The organism is Enterococcus sp. DIV1279b, from assembly GCF_050531515.1.
GTDB lineage: Bacteria > Bacillota > Bacilli > Lactobacillales > Enterococcaceae > Enterococcus_D > Enterococcus_D casseliflavus.
The window spans coordinates 1,217,372-1,238,469 of record NZ_CP172891.1; the positions used below are offsets into that span (position 1 = coordinate 1,217,372).

The 21,098-nt window shown below is 33.8% G+C and carries 19 protein-coding genes; 17 read left to right on the forward strand and 2 right to left on the reverse strand.

All coding sequences use genetic code 11. The features are described from left to right. The first annotated feature begins 31 nt into the window (after positions 1 to 31). The 16 genes from IGI71_RS05730 (at position 32) to IGI71_RS05805 (ending at position 14,937) form a co-directional block, all read left to right on the forward strand. Positions 32 to 961 (forward strand): LCP family protein, encoded by a 930-nt coding sequence (locus IGI71_RS05730; protein WP_430616217.1) that lies wholly within the window; start codon positions 32 to 34, stop codon positions 959 to 961. A gap of 16 nt (positions 962 to 977) precedes the next feature. Continuing rightward, a complete protein-coding gene (locus tag IGI71_RS05735; RefSeq protein ID WP_430616218.1) occupies positions 978 to 1,757 on the forward strand; it encodes a YveK family protein in 780 nt (259 codons plus the stop codon). 13 nt (positions 1,758 to 1,770) lie between these two features. Continuing rightward, positions 1,771 to 2,475 carry a CpsD/CapB family tyrosine-protein kinase gene (locus IGI71_RS05740; protein WP_430616219.1) on the forward strand — a complete coding sequence of 235 codons (705 nt, stop codon included), beginning with the start codon at positions 1,771 to 1,773 and terminating at the stop codon, positions 2,473 to 2,475. A gap of 23 nt (positions 2,476 to 2,498) precedes the next feature. Continuing rightward, positions 2,499 to 3,263 carry a tyrosine-protein phosphatase gene (locus IGI71_RS05745; RefSeq protein WP_430616220.1) on the forward strand — a complete coding sequence of 255 codons (765 nt, stop codon included), beginning with the start codon at positions 2,499 to 2,501 and terminating at the stop codon, positions 3,261 to 3,263. 11 nt (positions 3,264 to 3,274) lie between these two features. Next, complete coding sequence (locus IGI71_RS05750) at positions 3,275 to 3,970, forward strand: sugar transferase (protein ID WP_430616221.1); 696 nt, start codon at positions 3,275 to 3,277, stop codon at positions 3,968 to 3,970. Positions 3,971 to 3,979: 9 nt separating this feature from the next. Further along, positions 3,980 to 4,720: a WecB/TagA/CpsF family glycosyltransferase gene (locus IGI71_RS05755; RefSeq protein ID WP_430616222.1), complete on the forward strand. Its 741-nt coding sequence runs from the start codon at positions 3,980 to 3,982 to the stop codon at positions 4,718 to 4,720. Beyond that, positions 4,720 to 5,721: a polysialyltransferase family glycosyltransferase gene (locus IGI71_RS05760; RefSeq protein WP_430616223.1), complete on the forward strand. Its 1,002-nt coding sequence runs from the start codon at positions 4,720 to 4,722 to the stop codon at positions 5,719 to 5,721. The genes IGI71_RS05755 and IGI71_RS05760 overlap by 1 nt, the downstream gene beginning before the upstream one ends. A gap of 77 nt (positions 5,722 to 5,798) precedes the next feature. Further along, positions 5,799 to 6,866, forward strand: a complete 1,068-nt coding sequence (locus IGI71_RS05765; protein WP_430616224.1) for an O-antigen ligase family protein — start codon at positions 5,799 to 5,801, stop codon at positions 6,864 to 6,866. Continuing rightward, entirely contained in the window at positions 6,832 to 8,235 is a 1,404-nt protein-coding gene (locus IGI71_RS05770; RefSeq protein ID WP_430616225.1) for an oligosaccharide flippase family protein, read from the forward strand. The genes IGI71_RS05765 and IGI71_RS05770 overlap by 35 nt, the downstream gene beginning before the upstream one ends. A gap of 18 nt (positions 8,236 to 8,253) precedes the next feature. Next, entirely contained in the window at positions 8,254 to 9,255 is a 1,002-nt protein-coding gene (locus IGI71_RS05775; RefSeq protein WP_430616226.1) for a UDP-N-acetylglucosamine 4,6-dehydratase family protein, read from the forward strand. Positions 9,256 to 9,267: 12 nt separating this feature from the next. Beyond that, on the forward strand, positions 9,268 to 10,281 hold the full coding sequence (gene neuB, locus IGI71_RS05780) for an N-acetylneuraminate synthase (RefSeq protein ID WP_430616227.1): 1,014 nt from the start codon (positions 9,268 to 9,270) through the stop codon (positions 10,279 to 10,281). Beyond that, complete coding sequence (gene neuC / locus IGI71_RS05785) at positions 10,278 to 11,426, forward strand: UDP-N-acetylglucosamine 2-epimerase (RefSeq protein ID WP_430616228.1); 1,149 nt, start codon at positions 10,278 to 10,280, stop codon at positions 11,424 to 11,426. The genes neuB and neuC overlap by 4 nt, the downstream gene beginning before the upstream one ends. A gap of 12 nt (positions 11,427 to 11,438) precedes the next feature. Further along, on the forward strand, positions 11,439 to 12,080 hold the full coding sequence (locus IGI71_RS05790) for an acetyltransferase (RefSeq protein ID WP_430616229.1): 642 nt from the start codon (positions 11,439 to 11,441) through the stop codon (positions 12,078 to 12,080). Beyond that, complete coding sequence (locus IGI71_RS05795; RefSeq protein WP_430616230.1) at positions 12,073 to 13,224, forward strand: DegT/DnrJ/EryC1/StrS family aminotransferase; 1,152 nt, start codon at positions 12,073 to 12,075, stop codon at positions 13,222 to 13,224. Before IGI71_RS05790 ends, IGI71_RS05795 begins: the two co-directional genes overlap by 8 nt. A 28-nt stretch (positions 13,225 to 13,252) precedes the next feature. Then, positions 13,253 to 13,999 carry an acylneuraminate cytidylyltransferase family protein gene (locus IGI71_RS05800; RefSeq protein WP_142425511.1) on the forward strand — a complete coding sequence of 249 codons (747 nt, stop codon included), beginning with the start codon at positions 13,253 to 13,255 and terminating at the stop codon, positions 13,997 to 13,999. A 473-nt stretch (positions 14,000 to 14,472) separates the two neighbouring features. Next, entirely contained in the window at positions 14,473 to 14,937 is a 465-nt protein-coding gene (locus IGI71_RS05805; protein WP_430616231.1) for an NAD-dependent epimerase/dehydratase family protein, read from the forward strand. A gap of 124 nt (positions 14,938 to 15,061) precedes the next feature. On the opposite strand, the gene IGI71_RS05810 is transcribed toward IGI71_RS05805, so the two are convergent. Next, on the reverse strand, positions 15,062 to 15,676 hold the full coding sequence (locus IGI71_RS05810) for a helix-turn-helix domain-containing protein (RefSeq protein WP_430616232.1): 615 nt from the start codon (positions 15,674 to 15,676) through the stop codon (positions 15,062 to 15,064). 637 nt (positions 15,677 to 16,313) lie between these two features. Here IGI71_RS05810 and IGI71_RS05815 point away from each other — a divergent pair. After that, positions 16,314 to 20,378 carry a MucBP domain-containing protein gene (locus tag IGI71_RS05815; protein ID WP_430616233.1) on the forward strand — a complete coding sequence of 1,355 codons (4,065 nt, stop codon included), beginning with the start codon at positions 16,314 to 16,316 and terminating at the stop codon, positions 20,376 to 20,378. Between the two features lie 78 nt (positions 20,379 to 20,456). Here IGI71_RS05815 and IGI71_RS05820 read toward each other — a convergent pair whose 3' ends face one another. Beyond that, positions 20,457 to 21,074, reverse strand: coding sequence for a CPBP family intramembrane glutamic endopeptidase (locus tag IGI71_RS05820; protein ID WP_121261768.1), 618 nt, complete (start codon positions 21,072 to 21,074; stop codon positions 20,457 to 20,459). Positions 21,075 to 21,098 lie beyond the last annotated feature (24 nt).

The following is a 21,098-nucleotide window of genomic DNA, read 5'->3' on the forward strand; positions in this document are numbered from 1 at the left end:
AAGGAAATTTTAGATAACTGGAGGAAAGCAAATGTCAAAAGGAAAAAAAATCTTTTTAATTATCTTTACAATCGTTGCAGTGTTAGTCATCGGATTGATCGGTGTTGCTGCTAAACTATATTTTGATGTGTCCAACTCAATTAACGAAACCTATCAATCAGTTGAGCGTGATCGAGAAGATCGCCTACGTGAAAATGATGTCAATCTATCCCAACAAGAGTCCTTCTCGGTTTTACTGATGGGGATCGATACCGGTGATTTAGGCAGAGTCGAACAAGGCCGTTCTGATACCATGATGGTGGCGACCATCAGTCCTCAAGACAATCAGACGACGGTGGTGAGTATTCCGCGCGATACCTATGTTGATATCGTAGGACATGGAACAACAGATAAAATCAATCATGCCTATGCCTTTGGAGGGGCAGCCATGTCTATGAACACGGTTGAGAAGTTTTTAGATATTCCAATTGATCATTACGTGTCCCTTAATATGGAAGGCTTGAAAGAATTAGTTGACGCAGTCGGCGGTATTGAAGTTGATAATGATTTGACTTTTTCAAAAGATGGCTTTGATTTTACAATTGGTCGTACAAAATTAAACGGAGAACAAGCACTCGCTTATTCAAGAATGAGATATGATGATCCCAATGGAGACTACGGTCGACAAGACCGACAACGTAAGATGGTGGAAGCGATCGTAAAGAAAGTTCTCAGTCTAGACGGTGTTAGTCAATATCAGTCAATCTTAAATGCAGTTGAGAACAATATGAAAACTGATATGAGTTTTGATGATATGCGGACATTGGCAATGAATTATCGCAGTGCGTTTCAAACGATCAAACAAGACCAGCTTCAAGGTGAAGGATTCATGCAAGATGGCATCTCGTATCAGCGTGTAAGTGATGAAGAGTTAAATCGTGTACAAACTATCCTTAAAGACCAGTTAGACATCAATAACTAGAAGAAAGTGGAGAAATATGGAAGAGACTATTAGTTTAAAAGAAATATTTGATATATTACGGAAACATCTGACATCAATTTTAATTTCGATGTTTGTCGGCTTGGCGTTAGCAGCGATCGTTACCTTTTTTGTTCTTACACCCCAGTATCGTTCTCAAGCGCAATTGATCGTTACTCTGCCACAAACCGAAACAACAAATGCAAATGATGTAAATATGAATCTACAAATGATCAACACATATAAAGAACTAGTTACAGGAGATTTGGTTATCAACCAGGTCAAAGACCGAATAGAATCAGAATATGGCATTGATAAAAGCGTACAAGAATTGAAAGATTCTGTTGAAGTGACACAATCACAAAATTCATTGATGTTTTCTATTAGGGCTACAGATACTAATTCTGTTTATGCTGCAAACATTGCAAATACGACAGCTTTAGTTTTCCAAGAAAACGCTAAAGATGTTTTGAGCGTGGACAAAATATCAATCATCTCCAACGCAGAAGCAAGTTCTTCACCAGTATCACCAAACAATAAACTTAATTTAGCAATTGGTTTAGTTTTAGGTGTCTTAGTTGGTATTGGTATTGCTTTCTTATTGGAATTGCTGGATCGGACTGTAAAAGATAATAAATTTGTTACAGAAACACTAGGGTTCACGATTCTGGGAACAGTTCCACAAATGTCAGCGAAAGAAATAAACGCGACTATTCAGAAAAAACCAGCAACACCTATGATCAAAAAAAATACAAGTGACAAGGCAGCTGAATCACGCCGTAGTCGCACAAGAGTTTAAGGAGGGAAGATGAATGGCGAAGATAAAAGAGCATAAGGGAACCCAAACGCATGCAGTTAGCTTGATTACGTTGGTTGATCCATCGTCACCTATTTCAGAGCAATACAGAACAATACGGACGAATATTCAATTTGCATCTTCAGCTGATCAACAGATCAAAACATTAGTAATTACATCTTCTGGTCCAGGAGAAGGAAAGTCTACGACTTCTGCGAATTTAGCAGTCGTCTTTGCAAAATCTGGTCAGCGGGTGTTGTTAGTTGATGCCGATATGCGTAAGCCTACGGTTTATAAAACATTTAACCTAAACAACGCTTCTGGTTTAAGTACGGTGTTAAGCACGACGACAAGCGTTTTAGAAGCATCACAAAAAACGGTTATCGATAATCTTTCTGTGCTAACTAGTGGACCTAAACCCCCAAATCCATCCGAGCTTTTAGGATCTTCTCGAATGAATCAAGTGATCGAAGAAGCAAAGAATTTGTATGATGTAGTTATTTTCGACATGCCTCCTGTGGTGGCAGTTACGGACGCACAGATCATGGCATCGAAAGCAGATGGCACTTTGCTAGTTGTTCGGGAAAATGTTTCCCGTAAGGAGTCTCTGGCAAAAGCAAAAGATTTATTAGCTATGGTTCAAGCGAGAATTTTAGGGGTTGTTTACAATGGCGCCGAAAATAGTAAAGATTCAGGCTATTACTATTATTATGGAAACTAAATGATATAAAGGAGACGGGAGAAATGATTGATTTACATTGTCATATTTTACCAGGTGTTGATGACGGAGCAGAAAATATTGAGGCAAGTATTGCCATGGCTGAAAAAGCAATCAGCCAGGGAATAACACATATTCTATGCACTCCCCATCATAATAATGGGAAATATACAAATCCTAAGTCAGAGGTCATTTCTCTTGTCGTATCTTTACAGGCAGAATTAGACAAAAGAAATCTGCCGTTAACTGTACTAGAAGGACAAGAAGTTCGAATTACAGGTGATTTAATTGAGGATATACGAAATGATAAGATTTTATTTACAGACCTTGAGGATACGTATATCTTGATAGAATTTCCTACAATGGAAGTTCCTTCATATACAGAACAAGTTTTTTTTGAGCTATTACAGATGGGGAAGATTCCTGTGATCGTTCATCCAGAAAGAAATGCTCATTTTCGAAAGGATCCTAATAACCTGATTCCATTTTTAGAAATGGGTTGCTTGGCACAACTTACTGCTCCAAGCTATGTCGGTGTATTTGGTAAAGATATTCAAAAAACGGCAAAAATAATGGTAGAGCATAATTTGGTTCAAATGGTAGCTTCGGATGCTCATGGAGTGACTAAAAGACCTTTTTGCTTAAAAGAAGCCTATCAGCTTATTTATGACGATTTTGGTACTGATAAAGTAAGCCAAATGAAACAAGTTGTCAGAGATTTAGTAAATGGAGAGCAAGTTGTTTTTCCAGAGTTTAAGTTGGTTAAAAAGAAAAAATTTGGTTTGTTTTAGGAGGAAAAAAGGTGGAAGAAGTGAGAGCAACTAAAATCGACAAAGATTTTGCTGTGAATAGTAATCAAATTATTATAGATAAAAAAGTATTAGACTCGAAAAAAGGGTATTTCATATTAAAAAGAATAATAGATATTTTTGCTAGCTTTCTTGGTTTAGTATTACTGTCCCCATTATTCTTATTTGTTGCTTATAAAATAAAAAAAGAGGAACCTAAAGGCCCCATTTTCTTTTCGCAAAATAGAGTTGGTAAAGATGGAGAGATTTTTAGAATGTATAAGTTTAGATCAATGTGTGTTGACGCAGAAGAAAAATTAAATCTGCTCCTCGATCAGAATGAAATTGAAGGAGCAATGTTTAAAATAAAAGATGACCCAAGGGTAACTAAAATTGGTAAATTTATCAGAAAAACAAGTATAGATGAACTTCCTCAACTATGGAATATTTTAAAAGGGGATATGAGTCTAGTTGGGCCTAGACCTCCGTTAGAAAGGGAAGTAGCAGAGTACACTAATTATGATAAACAAAGATTAATGGTAAAACCTGGAGCAACAGGGTTATGGCAAGTCGGCGAAAGAAATGATGTTAGTTTTGATCAAATGGTAAATTTAGATTTAAATTATATAAAAAAGCTTAGCACTCTAAATGATTTTAAAATTATTCTTAAAACAGTTTTAATTATGTTTTTTCCAAATAATGCATATTAGGGAGACAATATGTTAGATAAGATTGACTTATACTTGGATGATATGAATAAATTCATATCAATGATGGTAAATAACAAACAGAAGAAAATGTATTTTGCTATAAATGTTGATTGTTACAATATTGCTTTAAAAAATGTTGAGTATAGAGATATATTAAAAAATAAATATGCAGTAGTTTATATTGATGGCATGGGTTTGATAAAAGGTCAAAAATTTTTGAAGATGAAAGTTGCAAAAGAAAGAATTGCAACTACAGATTTATTTCCTGCACTATTCTCATACTTAGAAGAAAATGAGATATTTGATAAAAAGTTCTTCTTGTTTGGCGGTAAAGAAAATACTGCATTAACAGTTAGAGAAAACTTCAAAATTAAATTTCCAAATGTAAAAATTGCTGGAGTGATGGACGGTTATAATGTTGATCTAAATAATTCGAAAATGCTAATAGAAGAAATAAACAAGTTGAATATTGACTTTCTTTTCGTTGGATTAGGGTGTCCACTACAAGAAAAATGGGTAATCGAAAATTATGAGGCTTTGAATGTGAATAATATAATTACATGTGGTGGACTGTTTGATTATTATTCCGGAAATGTTAAAAGAGCACCAAAGTGGATGCAAGATAATTCTTTAGAATGGTTTTATAGATTAATTCAAGAACCTAAAAGACTTTTTAAGCGATATGTATTTGGTAATTCAAGATTTCTTTTTAAAGTATTTAAGCTGAAATTATTAGGAAGGAATTTATAATGATAGATCTATACTCATGTTCGACACCCTTACATGTTTTGAACAGTTTAGTAATGATTTCAAAAAATAAGAATGATGCATATATTTATTTAACACCTGTTAGTAAAGAACTGTATGACAATTTTAAAAAAATGACACCTAAATTATATAAGTTGAATGAAGTTAAAAAAGTTATATTAAGGCGAAGACCTCTTTTTTTGGATCGCATTTTAGTTTCTTATGCTATAGATTTATCCTATAGGATTAGATATCTGCCAAATGAGTTTCATTTAGTAACTTATAATTGGAAACCCCAAAGTTTGTTTTTTTCATCAAATCAATTATTTTATTTTGCTAAAAAAGTCACTTTAATAGAAGATGCTCCAAATATTTATATGTATCCTGAAGATACTTTTAGCAAAAAAATGATAAGGAAATATATATATAGAATTAATTATAAATATATGTATGACTCAAAATTAGAAAAAGTATTAGTGACATTTCCAGAAAAATTTTCGTTCAAGTCTTCTATACTGGAGATTTATAATAATGATAAGGAGTATTTATCTTTACCAAACAAAACGAAAAGACAAATTAGTAATATTTTTGATGTGCCTGAAAATCTCGATCAAATTTCTGATAAGGAGGTTGCGCTGGTTTTAACTCAACCTTTGTCAGAAACTGCGTATATGGATGAAAAGCAAAAGATTCTAATATTTGATAACATTATAGAAAAATATAAAAATAACGGATATACTGTACTACTAAAAAAGCATCCGTTAGATAGCTCGTATTATTCTAATGAGGATTTGACTATATTAATTAATAAATTTATCCCGTCAGAATTATTAAACAACAATAATTTTGTAGTGTCGGATGCTATAAGTATATTTTCAAGTAGTATCTCAACTATTAAAGCTAAGAGAAAAATTAATCTGAATTTAGAATTTCCGGAAAACAGAAGTATTTCGGTAATATATTGTAACTTAAATAATATTTTCGATGAGGAGAGCCGAATTTGACTTCAAAAAATTTTTTTTCCTTGAAAAATGTATTCATAGTTTTTCCAATAATTTTTTTTCTAAACGAAAAAATCTACATGAGTATTAATCAAGCATCAGGTACATATAACTCATATATATCTATAATCATGCTTGTTTTAATTGTTATAGTTGGTTTTTTTTTAGATATACGTTTTACCAAAGTTCAAATTTTAGTTTCTTTTATATTTCTTTTTTTATTAATGATTACCTTTTTACTAAATAAAGCTTCGCTGGATGAGACATTTCGATACCTCTTTGACTATTTGCTATTCGTGATTGTTTCCAAAATTAACTATATTAACCTTTCAGTACTATCAAAAATAATAATAATGAATGGATTATATTATGTCTTAACCAATCAAAATTTGTACTTTGAAAGAACGGCAGGTTTTTTTATAACCAGTCCACCAAATTTTTCGATAGTTATTTTAATTTCAATGTTAGTTTTATTGAAAGAATTGGAATATAAACAAGTTAATTCGGGAACCAAATTTTTGAATTTAATTTGTATATTCGTTTCATTGTACATGATTTACTTGAGTGAAACACGAAGTGTTTTAATTCTTGCTTTGATTTTTAATATATTTTATTTCTACAAAAAATATATTAAGAAACATTCTTATAAAATAAAGTTTTTGTTTTTTTCAATATCAATACTGGGTATCTTCCCAATTTATCAAATTTTTAATAACATCTTAAATTCTAGATTAAATGGGGATGCTAGTACAGAAACTAGATTTTTTTTGTACAGAACGGTAGTTGATGCTCTTGTGGCTAATCCGAGCAAGTCTTTAATAGGAAATGGTCCAGGGGCTGCATATGACTTAATTTCAAGAACAGTAAATTTGCAATTTCCATTGCATTTTGATTTTTTATCAATAATGTATGACTTAGGAATAATTGGTATTGTGTTGTTGTTCATATCCGGACGAGTATACTATAAAAAAACTCCATTATCGGTAGGACTTTTAATTTTGCTAGCAAATTTCCATAATTTAATTTTTTTTCCGTTGGGCATAATATATATTTCTTTGTTTTGGAACTATTTAAATTCGCTGAAAGAGAACAAAGAGTTAGGAGAAGCTGAGTTTGTTGAATCAATTAAAAGAATCAAAGCTTATTAAATCAAGTTTTTGGTATATAATTGGAAATTTTTTTGTTAAAGGGATATCATTTATCACAGTTCCTTTATTTGTACGGATAACAACACAAGCAGAATACGGGTTGATTAACAATTATACATCCTTTGTTTCTATTTTTTCTATATTAGTAGGACTAAGTTTAAATGCTTCAGTGAATAATGCTAGCTTTGACTTTAAGAAGGATATATCAAATTTTATGTCCTCAATTTTATCTTTAGCAACATTAAGCTTAATCTTCTTTTTATTTTTTGGAAACTTTTACTTTTTGATATTTGATAATTTTTTTGATATGAATCAACTAATTTTTAATTTGATGATAATTCAAAGTTTTTCAACTTTTTTAGTCACATTTTTACAAGCGTTATACACAATAAATTTTCAACATTTTAAATTTCTCAAAATTTCTCTCCTATCAACAGCATTAAATATATGTGCATCTGTTTTATTGATGCAAACAGTGTTTTCCTATGATAAATATCTGGGAAGAGTTTTAGGAGGAGCGGTTGGTTTATTAATTTGTGGAGTATTTATCTATTTATCCATAGCAATTAAAGGCAAGGAAAGGTTTAATATAACTTACTGGAAGTATGCTTTGAGAATTTCATTACCACTCATACCCCACTCATTAGCAAGCATTATGTTAGCCCAATTTGATCGGATAATGATTAATTTTTCGTTAGGGTCTAATGAAGCTGGTATATATTCTTATATTAGCAACATAGCTATCATATTAAATGTAGTTTGGATTTCAATAAATAATTCATGGGTTCCGTGGTTTTATGAACAAATGAGTAAAAAAAAATATTTAAATATAAAAAAAGTTTCAAGTTTATATAGTCTTTTTTTTACTATTATTTCCATGGCATTTATGGTTATTTCGGTGGACTTAGCAAAGATTATGGCAGATTCTAGTTATTATAGTGGGATTCCACTTGTAATTCCGATTTGTTTAGGGTATTTTTTTCAATTTTTGTATAGTTTACCAGTAAACATAGAGTTTTATTTAAAAAAGACGGGGTATATATCCTTTGGTACTTTATTTAGTGCGATAGTTAATATAGTGTTAAACTTAATTTTTATCCCAGTATATGGTATTTTAGCAGCTGGATATACTACAGCTTTTACGTATTTTTTGTTATTCCTGTTTCATTATAATTGGGCTAAGAGAATAATAAGTAAACAATTGTTCGATACTAAACTTTTAATGATTTTAACAATTTTAATGATTTTATTTTCGTTTACAATTTTATATTTAATTGATTATTTTTGGATAAGGTATGGTTTCACATTAGCTTTAATTTTGATGATTGGTGTTTTAGCTTATATTTTAAATAAAAAAACGAACAAGTGAATCTGGGGGAAGAATAGGATGTTTAAAGATAAATCGATTTTAGTTACAGGTGGTACAGGATCTATAGGAAGCGAACTTGTCCGACAGCTACTAAACTACGAGCCAAAAGTAATTAGAATTTTTAGCAGAAGTGAAGAAAAACAATTTTACATGCAACAAGAATTATCGGAGTACAAAAATATAAGGTTCTTAATTGGAGATATAAGAGACAGTAATAGAGTAAATTACGCATGTAAAGGGATTGATTATGTTTTTCATGCAGCTGCTATGAAGCATGTTCCAGCTAGTGAATATAATCCAATGGAGGCAGTTAAAACTAATGTTATTGGAACCCAAAATATTATAGAGGCAGCAATTAATCAAGGTGTAAAAAGATTGGTTGCAATCAGTACTGACAAAGTAGTGAATCCTCAGAATACAATGGGAGCTACCAAGCTTCTGAGTGAGAAAATAATCTTGTCAGCAAATAAATATAAAGGGAACTCAGATACTGTTTTCTCTATTGTAAGATTCGGAAATGTTATGGGATCTAGCGGTTCAGTAATTCCATTATTCATAAAACAAATTAAAGAAAATAAAAATATAACATTAACAAGTAAAGATATGACAAGGTTCATGATGTCTATACCAGATGCTGCTAAATTGGTTCTAACTGCTGCTGAGCATGCGAAATTTGGAGAAACATATGTTTTGAAGATGCCAGCTATAAATATTGAATCAATGGCAAGATATTTGATTGAAGATTATAATTTTAAAAGTAAAGTTCCATACAGTGGAAATATAATTGAAGTTGGTATAAGACCGGGTGAAAAATTATATGAAGAATTAATGACTACAGAGGAAATCGCGGTTGGTTTAGAGAATGATCAGCTCTATTTGATTCCCGATCAAAAAAATCGTAATTTATATGAAAATTTTAAGCATATCCAATTAAACACATATTCTTCAGATAAAACAGATTTGTTGGATAAAAAAACATTTTTAGAAATTCTTCGTAAAAATAATCTGTTGAAATGGTAGGTGTAGGTTATTATGAAAAAGAAAAATTCTGTTTACATCATAGCAGAAATAGGTGTAAACCATAATGGTAGTCTGGAAATCGCAAAAAAGAGTATATATCAAGCAAAAATATCAGGAGCAGATGCAGTAAAATTTCAAACATTTAAAACCGAAAAGTTAACTTCTAAAAATGCGGAGATGGCTGCTTATCAAAAGGCTAATACTGGAAAAACACAAACCCAGTTTGAAATGTTAAAAGCTCTTGAGTTAAAAAATTCGGATTTTATTTACTTGAGAAAATATTGTGAAGAATTAAATATTGATTTTTTATCTACACCCTTTGATGAAGAAAGTGCTAGCTTTTTAAAAGAAATCGGGGTACATGCTTTTAAAATTGGTTCGGGTGATCTGACGAATATTCCATTTTTGAGAAAAATTGATTTGTACGGATTACCTGTCTTATTATCTACGGGGATGTCTAACTTAGATGAAGTTAATGAAGCTGTTAGGTGCTTTAACTACAGTCCTTTAACAGTTCTTCACTGTACTTCAAACTATCCTGCTCAACCAGAGGATATAAATTTATTAGCTTTAAACTCTTTAAAAAATGAATTGAATTTGGAAGTTGGTTATTCAGATCATTCTTTAGGTTATGATGTTGCGATTTGTGCGGTCGCTATGGGAGCACGGGTTTTAGAAAAACATTTTACTTTGGATAATAATTTGGAAGGTCCAGATCATAAATCATCTTTAAATCCTCAAGATTTCAAGTTGTTTGTTGATAGGATTAGGAATTGTGAGATTTTTATGGGCGATGGAATAAAAAAAGTTGCTCCTTCAGAACTGGATACAAAAGAGAAAGCTAGAAAAAGCTTGGTTGTGACTCAGGATTTGAAAAAAGGTGAGATTTTAACTGAAAATATGTTAGAAATTAAAAGACCAGGAAGTGGTATTAGTCCTAATATGTTATACAAAGTAATTGGACGAGAATTGGTGAATGATAAAAATCAAGACGAATTATTATATGAGGATGATTTAGTGCTATGAAAATAGTTGTTATTAGTGGTACCAGAGCTGATTATGGGATTCTTAAACCTGTTGCTAAGTATTTTTTGTCGAAAAAATGTGATTTATCGTTCCTGATTAGTGGCATGCATTTGGCGCATGATTACGGATATACTGTCAACGAAATAAAGAATGATGGTTTTGACATTATTGGTGAAGTTGATAGCTTGTTTTTAGAAAATACAAAAAGTAATATGGCTAGAACCGTCTCGAATGAAATCAATGGTTTCACAAATATAATAAAAAAAGAAAATCCCGATTTTGTTTTTTTATTAGGAGATAGAGGAGAAATGTTAGCGGCTAGTATTTCCTGTCTATATTTAGGTGTTAAAACTGTTCATTTTCATGGGGGGGAAGTTTCTGGAACAGTAGATGAATCTATAAGACACGCGATATCTAAATTATCATCCATTCATTTCACCTCTACTATTAATTCGAAAAGAAGATTAGAGAAGATGGGTGAAGATTCTTGGAGAGTATTCAACATTGGAGCTCCTAGATTAGACGAAATTTTAAACATCTCGTTTCCTGATTTTAGTTTAGTAAAACAAAAATATAAGCTAAATATAATCGAAAAGAAATATGCCCTTTTAGTTTTTCATCCAGTTGTGACAGAATATGATGATACTCGTGAACAAATTAAGACCATAATCAAAGCATTAAACTTGAAAAAGCAAAAGGTTCTTTGTATCTTACCAAACTCAGATGCAGGAAGTAGTAGTATAAAAGATGTTTACAAAGATATAAATTCAAATTTATTCGAATTTGTTGTTAATCTTCATCCAGATGATTATTTATCTATATTAAAAAATTGCACATATATGATAGGTAATTCGTCATCAGGTATAATAGAAGCAGCTTCGCTTAGTGTTCCGGTAATAAATATTGGTTCTAGACAAAGTGGCCGGGAAAAATCTAAAAATATTATAGATAGTTCAAATCTCTTAGAAGATATTATAGATTCTATTGACAAAGTAACATCTGATTCTTTCTTACAGGGACTCTGTGCAGATGATAACATATACGGAGATGGAAAATCGAGTGAGAAAGCTTTTAAAATCTTGCGAAAAATATATGAAACATCTAAGGATGATATAAAATGGATTCAAAAAAAGATTACTTATTAAGCGGGAGTAATGATGAAAAATAGTTATATTTTAATTGGAGCCGGTGGTAATGCCAAAGTTGTTCGAGAGATACTTTTAAATGAAGGCAAAGAAATAAAAGGCTATTTTGATGATGAAAAAAAACGATTTTATAATTTGAAATATTTAGGGAATATTAGTGACATTTTATCAATGACAGATGATTTTCTATCACAGCATTATTTTATTATTACTATTGGTGATAATTTGCAGAGAAAGAGCATCAAACAAATTTTGTCCAAAAGAAAAATTTCATATGGTAGAGCAGTAGATCCTAAAGCTATTATTTCAAGTACAGCAGAAATTGGCAATGGATCTGTGATCATGGCTAACGCAATTATTAATGCGGATTCCAGAATTGGTGAATTTTGTATTATTAATACAGGGGTAATTATAGAACACGATTGCAAAGTTAATAATTTTGTCCACGTTTCACCAGGTGTGAAAATAGCCGGTAATGTAATTGTTGATGAAGATACCCACATAGGTATTGGTGCAACTATAATTCAAGGGATTAATATAGGTTATGGTGCAACTGTAGGAGCCGGTAGTGTTGTAATCAGAGATGTACCGAATAAATCTATTGTATATGGAGTACCAGCTCAGGTAAAAGAAAGAAGGAGTAATATTGACTAAAAGAATTTTACTTTCATACCCACACATGGGACAAAATGAAATTAAGTATATTGAGAAAGCTTTTGAGGACAATTGGATTGCTCCGCTAGGACAAAATGTGGACGAGTTCGAACGTGATATTGAGAATTTCACAGGTGCAAAAGGCGGTGCTTCAGCCGTGAGTTCGGGAACAGGGGCCATACACCTTGCTTTAGACATATTGGGTGTTGGAAAGGAAGATATAGTTTTTGTACCATCATTTACTTTTGTGGCTACAGTTAATCCCGTATTATATCAAGGGGCTATTCCTATTTTCATTGATTCAGAACCAGATACTTGGAACATGAGCCCTGAGGCGTTAGAACAAGCATTTATCGATGCAGCTTCAATTAACAAACTTCCCAAAGCTGTCATAGTAGTTAATTTATATGGCCAAGTAGCTAATTATGATGAAATCAGAAGAGTCACTGATAAATATGAAGTGCCTATCATAGAAGATGCTGCCGAATCACTTGGATCAAGTTACAAAGAAAAAAAGAGCGGTTTGTTAGGGGACATTGGAATTTTTTCTTTTAATGGCAATAAGATTATTACAACTTCTGGTGGGGGTGCTCTAGTCTCCAATAATAGAGATTATATAGAGAGATCTAGATTTTTAGCTACGCAGGCTAGGGACATTGCTCCGTACTATCAACACTCACATGTAGGGTATAATTATCGATTAAGTAATATATCTGCAGGAATTGGACGTGGGCAGATGGAAGTTCTACCGAATAGGATAGAGAAACGACGCAAAATATTTGATTTATATACTGAGTTATTTAGAAAAAATGATGCTATTAAAATGATGCCAGAGCTTGAACAATATTTTTCAAATAGATGGTTATCTACTTTGACTATAAATACATGTTGTGACATAGAAGATGTAGTGAAAATTATTAATGAAATGTCTGAAAAAAACATTGAGGTTAGAGCTTTATGGAAACCACTCCATTTGCAACCATTATTTAGAGGATATAAGTTTTATAAAAATCCCAATTTTGATAAATCTGTCAGTGAAGTTTTATTTAGTAAAGGCTTATGCTTGCCTTCCTCAAGTCAAATGAGCTTAGACGAACAAACATATGTGGCTGATTCTTTATTAGATATAATTAATAATCAATGAAACTTTATGGTAAAAGGAAGGAAAAATGATGAATATATTGTTTACACTCTGTGGGCGCGCAGGATCAAAGGGGCTAAAAAGCAAAAATTTACTCAGTATTTTGGACAAACCGCTAATTGATTATGGTATATCATTAATTGAGTTGTATATAGATACTCATCCTAATGATCAAGTTCATATAGCATTAAATACAGATAGTGATGAATTGAAAAAACAAGCAATTAGTAGAAACTCTGAAATAGTAATCATTGAACGAACAGAAGAATTAGCAAATGATACAGTCGGTAAAATAGAAGTAATACGAGATACTTTTTTTAAGATGAAACAAAAAAAAGAAGTGATCTATGATTTTATTATTGATTTAGATTTAACCTCTCCATTACGTACACTTCCTGATCTAAATGGATTGATTGAAAAATACATGAATAGTCAAAATACTGATTTAATCTTCTCTGTAGTTCCATCTAGACGTAATCCTTTTTTTAATATGGTTAAGTTAGATGGAAACGAAGTATCTTTGGCAATAAAATCTCAGTTTACCTCTAGACAACAAGCTCCTGATGTATATGATATTAATGGTTCAATGTACCTATATAAACCGCTGTTTTTAGAAAATAACACATATTTATTCGATGGTATAATTGATCTGTTTGTTATGAAAGACTACAAAGTTTTAGATATAGATGACAAAGAGGATTTTGAATGGATGAATTTTTTAATGCCAAAATTTTTGAGCGATGATCCGGAACTAAAAAGGGTTTATCTAAAAAGATAATTAGAATTTAGCATAAATTGATCTGTTTATTTTCTTAGGCATCATAGTTCACATAGTATGCTACGTTTAATAGACTTTTATGTATGATGTCAAAAAGAATTGCTTTGTTATATAAAAAAGGCTAGGATTAAATGAATAATAATCATCACCACTTAATTTTCACATAATAAATTTTTGTGACTTAGGTTAAGCACAGTTAGTTCTTTAAGTAAATATAACTTTGAAATACTAATCTAAGTAGTTTGTTGTATCCAAAGATTCTTAACTTTCTGGGTATTTAAATTGATATAGCAGTACCTGACGGTTTTCAAAGCAAATATTATTTACTCATCTTCACCCACTTTTACAAATTTAAGATTTAATAAGTAATATATCTATCAGAATATTTTTCACGTTTATATATACTTTTAAAATCAATCTGCACTTAACAAAGTATTGAGGAAGCGAAAGCTAGATTCTCATTAAAATACTGAGTGATTCCGTGTCCATTCATAAAACAAAGAATAGTTTCTATTACTTCTAAGGCTGCTGCAGATCATCTTGTTATGTCCTATCATAAAACCTACGATTTGAATGTCAATATTGTTAGAGCAGCAAATAATTACGGTCCAAATCAATACAAAGAAAAATTGATCCCGTTGATGTTACACCAAATAAGCAATAATAAACCATTGCCGGTATATGGAAATGGTTTGAATAAACGTGACTGGCTATATGTTGAAGACTTTTGCAGGGCAATCTTCATCGTATTAGAGTGCGGAAAAACGGGTGAAATTTATAATGTTAGCGCCCATGAAGAAATTGATAATCTTACTTTAGTTAAGAAGTTATGTCACTTATGCTCATATGATGAACGCATGATTGAATTCGTTGAAGATCGACTAGGTCATGATTATCGTTATGCCATGCAAACATCAAAGATAGAATCACTTGGCTAGAAACCAAAAACAAACCTAGAAAAAGGTTTAATTAAAACTGTAAAGTGGTACTCTGAAACCAAACGGTTGGAAAGTTGAAATAGCATATAAGATCATGACTTTCATTGGATAATCCTTCATGGGCTTACATCTTAAACTTCCGCCAATCAAACAAATAAATCACCCCAATTGCTTTAAACGTTAAATAGATAAAATGACCATAATTATGGCCAATCAGATGTAACGCATCTGCAGAAGCTCCTTTATTCGACCAAAGAGTAAAACCTAATATAATGGCTAAGATCATCAGACCTTTTCCTAATGCAAAGACAATTGTTTTTGCAGGGAGGGGTCTTTTTTTTGTGAGGAAAAAGCCGAATATAAGGACAAAGTTAACTAGTAACAAAAAATGTGCAGCAGCTGTCCATAGGGTCATTGTTCCTTTAGGTGTTAAGAAGTCGGTGAAAACGCAAGCGACGACTGCAGTTAAATTAAGCAAGTATAGAGGAAGGCGAATGGTTGGTTTCTTTTCGTCACTCATTCTTTCTGGTTCGTCTGCTGCTTGTTCTGGTTTTAGCAGTGACTCTAAATCGATTTGGTAGAGATCACTTAATTTGATCAATGTGTCGATGTCTGGGGTACTTCGGTTGTTTTCCCAATTTGAGATCGTTTGTCTAGTAACAAATAATTTTTCGGAAACTTCTTGTTGGGTGAGTCCTAACTTCAAGCGACTCTCTTTTATTTTTTCAGCTATAGTCATTTCAATGCTCCTTCTGACCTATCCTATCATAAAGCGGTTCAAAGAAACAATCGTAAAGCTCGATTTAACGAAAAAATGCACAAGATGTTTTCTTTGTTTATATAAGATTAAATTAAAATGAGCTTCGATCAGATTTTCCTAAAAAATTCCCTGAAAGTGCTCGATTTTTTTCAGTGAATTCTTCACCTGTAATAAGTAACAATTGTCATATATGAACTGATAAATGTTCAAAGATAGCACATATTGAGAGTAGAAGATAGACTTGCTCGAATCATTCAAAAAAAGAATGCCACGATTAAGTAAAAAATAAGTTGCTTTTTTGAAAATGAAATCATTGATAAAACAAGGATGCAAAGAAGATTTGCGCTGATTAGCACTGGATTTGCTTGAAGGTAAGGGTGCTTGAATTATAAAATTCTGAAGAGGTGATGCAATGCGATGACAAGTGAATTAAGTATACATACGCTCAATGGTATTTCATGTGTCCGCATAAAAAATTTTTGATAGGAGTGGATGATACGCTAAATAAAAAATTGTTTGTAAATTAAAAATTAATAAATTATAATGATTTTTAGACGTGAAAAAAGTTTGGATAAAAAGGTTTTAATTTTGAAAAAGAAGGTTAAGGTGAAAGTTTGTGAAAAAGAAGTTTAAATCTATTCTATCTTTAGTAATCTTATTAAGTGCTGCGGTGGTAACACCAGCATTTCAGGTAGTGGCGGAAAGCCAAGTGTTTTCAGAATCTCCGCAGGTGGATCAGAAAGAAGTGAAAACTGTACAATCTGATGATACGAATGCTTCTTCGGATACTGGACAAGCTACCTCTCAAGTAGAAAATGCTACAATGACAACAACAACCTCAGCGCGTGTGGATGCTGAGAACGAACAAACACAAGCAAGTAGTGACAGTGAAGAAGCCTATAATGGATCAGATAATAAGGATGAATCTGCTGCAAGCCCTCTAGATAATGACCCTTCTTCTGTTGATCCGTCTTCTGCAAGAGCTGCCAATGCGCAACTGACGATTCAAGTTTTAGATAGTAATTCAAACCAGCCGATCCAAGGCGCTTATTTCACATTGACCTCCTCGACATCTGATGAAGTGACGTTGTTAGTCACGGACAGTTCAGGAAAGGTAACGATTCAGGTTCCTTCAGGGGGCTACTTTATTAAGCAAGTGGGTACAACGAATCAAAGATTGAACTACGCATTTACATCGATTGGAAATTCTATCACTTTGCAAGCAGGAGAAACGAAAACATTGGCACTTTATGAGCGTCTAATTGTGGGCGAGTATGCTTTTGGAGATAGTCCAGATACGATTCATATTCCTGTAAACAGTACCTTCGAATTCTCAACTCAGGCATTAGAGATTGAAGCGTTTAAGTTAAATTTTAGCGGCAACATAGAAAAAAGTATTTCTGACTCGCAGATCTTTCCGTACTACACAAATGTTGATCCAAGTAAACCGGGGACTTACGTAGCAATTTTTATGGCTAGACAAGCCTCATATAGTGTATATACGACACATGTAGTCAATGTCATTGTTGATCCGGAGCAGGTGGGAGAGGTAACTGTCAGATATCTTGATAATCAAGGGCAAGAAATCCATGAAACGAAGACTTTATCTGGTACCATAGGTGCTTCATATGATGCTAGTACGGATGAGTATAAGTTATCAATTGACGGTTACACCCTAGACGAAAGCCAATTACCAGAAAACAGTACTGGCGTATTTAGCGAAACAGCACAAACCATCACCTACATCTACACAAAAAATCCTGTCCCAGCAGCGGATGTCACGATTGAGTATGTAGATTTAGAAGGCAACGAAATCCACGCTAGTCAAACGATTAGCGGGAATGTAGGCGACTCTTTCGATGTAAGCACAGATCAATATAAACTATCGATCGATGGCTATACACTAGACGAAAGCCAATTGCCAGAAAATAGTAAAGGTGTATTTGGCGAAACGGCGCAAACCGTCACCTATATCTACACAGAAAATCCGATACCAGCAGCGGATGTCACGATTGAGTATGTAGATTTAGAAGGCAACGAAATCCACGCTAGCCAAACGATTAGCGGGAATGTGGGTGACTCTTTCGATGCAAGCGCAGATCAATATAAACTATCGATCGATGGCTATACACTAGACGAAAGCCAATTACCAGAAAATAGTAAAGGCGTATTTAGCGAAACGGCACAAACCGTCACATATATCTACACAAAAAAACCGATACCAACAGCGGATGTAACGGTCGAGTATGAGGATACAGAAGGCAACGAAATTCACCCTTCTCAAATTATAAGTGGAAACGTAGGCGAACCATACGATGTCAGCACGAAGAACTATCAATTAGTGATTGAAGGCTACACTCTAGACGAAAGCCAATTACCAGAAAACAGTAAGGGTGTATTTGGCGAAACAGCGCAAACAGTCACCTACATCTACAAAAAAAATCCGATACCCGCAGCGGATGTAACTGTTGAATATGTGGATACAGAAGGCAACGAAATACACTCCTCTCAAACGATTAGCGGTAATGTGGGCGACACTTTCGATGCTAGTACAGATCAATATAAACTAAAAATCGATGGCTATACATTGGATGAAAGCCAATTGCCAGAAAATAGCAAAGGCGTATTTAGCGAAACAGCGCAAACAGTCACCTATATCTACACAAAAAATCCCGTACCCGCAGCGGATATAACGGTTGAGTACGTGGATACGGAAGGCAACGAAATTCACGCTTCACAAACGATCAGTGGAAACGTGGGTGACTCTTACGATGCTAGTACAGAACAATACCAACTAAAAATCGATGGCTATACACTAGACGAAAGCCAATTACCAGAAAATAGTAAAGGCGTATTTAGCGAAACGGCACAAACCGTCACCTATATCTACACAAAAAATCCTGTACCAGCAGCGGGTGTCACGATTGAGTATGTAGATGTAGAAGGCAAAGAAATTCACGCTGTTAAAAAAATTAGCGGTAATGTGGGTGATACATACGATGCCAGTAAGGAACAATATCGATTAACGATCGAAGGTTACTCACTAGATAAAACTCAATTACCAGAAAATAGTAAAGGTGTATTTAGCGAAATAGCACAAACCGTCACCTATGTGTATACAAAGAATCCGACACCTGCAGCGGATGTAACAGTGGAGTATGTGGATACAGAAGGCAACGAGATTCACGCTAGCCAAACGATCAGTGGAAACGTAGGCGACTCTTACGATGCTAGTACAGAAACATATCAACTAGCAATCGAAGGCTACACATTGGATGAAAGCCAATTACCAGAAAATCTTAAAGGTGTGTTTAGTGAAACAGCACAAACCATCACTTACATCTATACAAAAAATCCGATACCCGCAGCGGATGTCACGGTTGAGTACGTGGATTTAGAAGGCAACGAAATCCACGCTAGCCAAACGATTAGCGGGAATGTGGGCGATTCTTATAATGCTAGTACAGAAAAATATCAGCTAACAATCGATGACTACACCTTAGACGAAAGCCAATTACCAGAAAATAGTAAAGGTGTGTTTAGCGAAACAGCACAAATCATCACCTACATTTACACAAAAAATCCGATACCAGCAGCGGATGTAACTGTTGAATATGTGGATACAGAAGGCAAAGAAATACACTGCTCTCAAACGATTAGCGGGAATGTGGGCGACTCTTTCGATGCAAGTACAGATCAATATAAACTAGCGATCGATGGCTATACACTAGACGAAAGCCAATTACCAGAAAATAGTAAAGGTGTACTTAGCGAAACAGCGCAAACCATCACCTACATCTACACAAAAAATCCCGTACCAGCGGCAGATATAACGGTCGAGTACGTGGATGCAGAAGGCAATGAAATTCACGCTAATCAAACGATTAGCGGTAATGTGGGGGATTCATATGATGCTAGCACAGAAAAATATCAACTAACAATCGAAGGCTACACCTTAGATAAAACCCAATTACCAGAAAACAATAAGGGTGTGTTTGGAGAAACGGTACAAACAGTCACTTATATCTACACAAAAAATCCCGTACCAGCAGCAGATATAACGGTCGAGTACGTGGATACAGAAGGCAACGAAATTCGCTCTTCGCAAAAGATCAATGGAAACGTAGGCGAGTCTTATGATGCAAGCACAGATCAATACCAACTAAAAATCCATGGCTATACACTAGACGAAAGCCAATTGCCAGAAAATAGTAAAGGCATATTTAGCGAAACAACGCAAACAGTAACGTATATCTACACAAAAAATCCGATACCAGCAACGGATGTCACTGTGGAGTACGTGGATACGGAAGCTAAAGAAATTCACGCTTCACAAACAATTAGTGGAAACGTGGGCGAGTCTTACGATGCCAGCACAAAAAAATATCAACTAACAATCGAAGGCTACATAGTAGACGAAAGTCGGCTGCCGCAAAATACCAAAGGTACATTCGGTAAGCAGGGGGCAACTGTGACGTATGTTTATACAAAAGAAAACGCAGCAACCGTCGTTATTTCTGATAAAAAAGAAAAAGCACCAACAGCAACTGTTGTTTCGAAAAAAAGCGCTTCTGCACAAAGATTGCCGCAGACCGATGAACAGGGGACGTTGTTCCCATTTGTAGTTGGTTTGTGCTTTATCGCCACGGCAAGCTGGCTTTATTTCAAAAAGCGTAAATAGTGATCAAGTAAGCCTTTGGGTAAAGGCATTACTAACTATAAAAAAGGACAGCTATGCTTCAGCTGTCCTTTTTGTTGCTTATTTACCTAAAAATGAAATGAATCCCAGGGAATCATAAAGAAAATGGCAGATCCAGCTGACCCATACGCTATTGGATTTTTTCCAAACGTAGTTGAGTGCCAATCTGGCAGGCATCAAGGTGATCAATAATTGAGCTGGATGAAAGCCGTACGCTGGGATGTGCCATAAAGCGAACAGCACACTGCAAATGATGGATGACCAGGCAAAAGAAAGGCCTCTTTTCTGCAACGCCAACAAGAGGTTGGTACTAAGCAATTCTTCTCCCATCAGCATAAAGGGGACTTGCAAAAAGACCATTTGGACAGTGATGGTTTCGCTGATCGAGTTGGTTGTTGGTTGTCCAAAAATAGCGGCATAAATAAAGGAAAAGAACACGCCAGTCAAAATGACGAAAGGGACACCCCACAATAAAACGGTGAAACGAAAATGTTTGAACTGCTCCAAAAAGGTCGTTCGTAAGAGAAAATACCCTGCACTAAATGCGAAGACCAGATTCCAGATGGTACCGACGATCGATAACACGGAATCGTTTAGTGGGGTATAAGGAAGTAATTGATAGGTTAACCCAATGATTAAGGTAAGAACGAATAAATAAACTGCTGATTTGTGTTTCATTTTGAACACATCCTTCATAGTAAT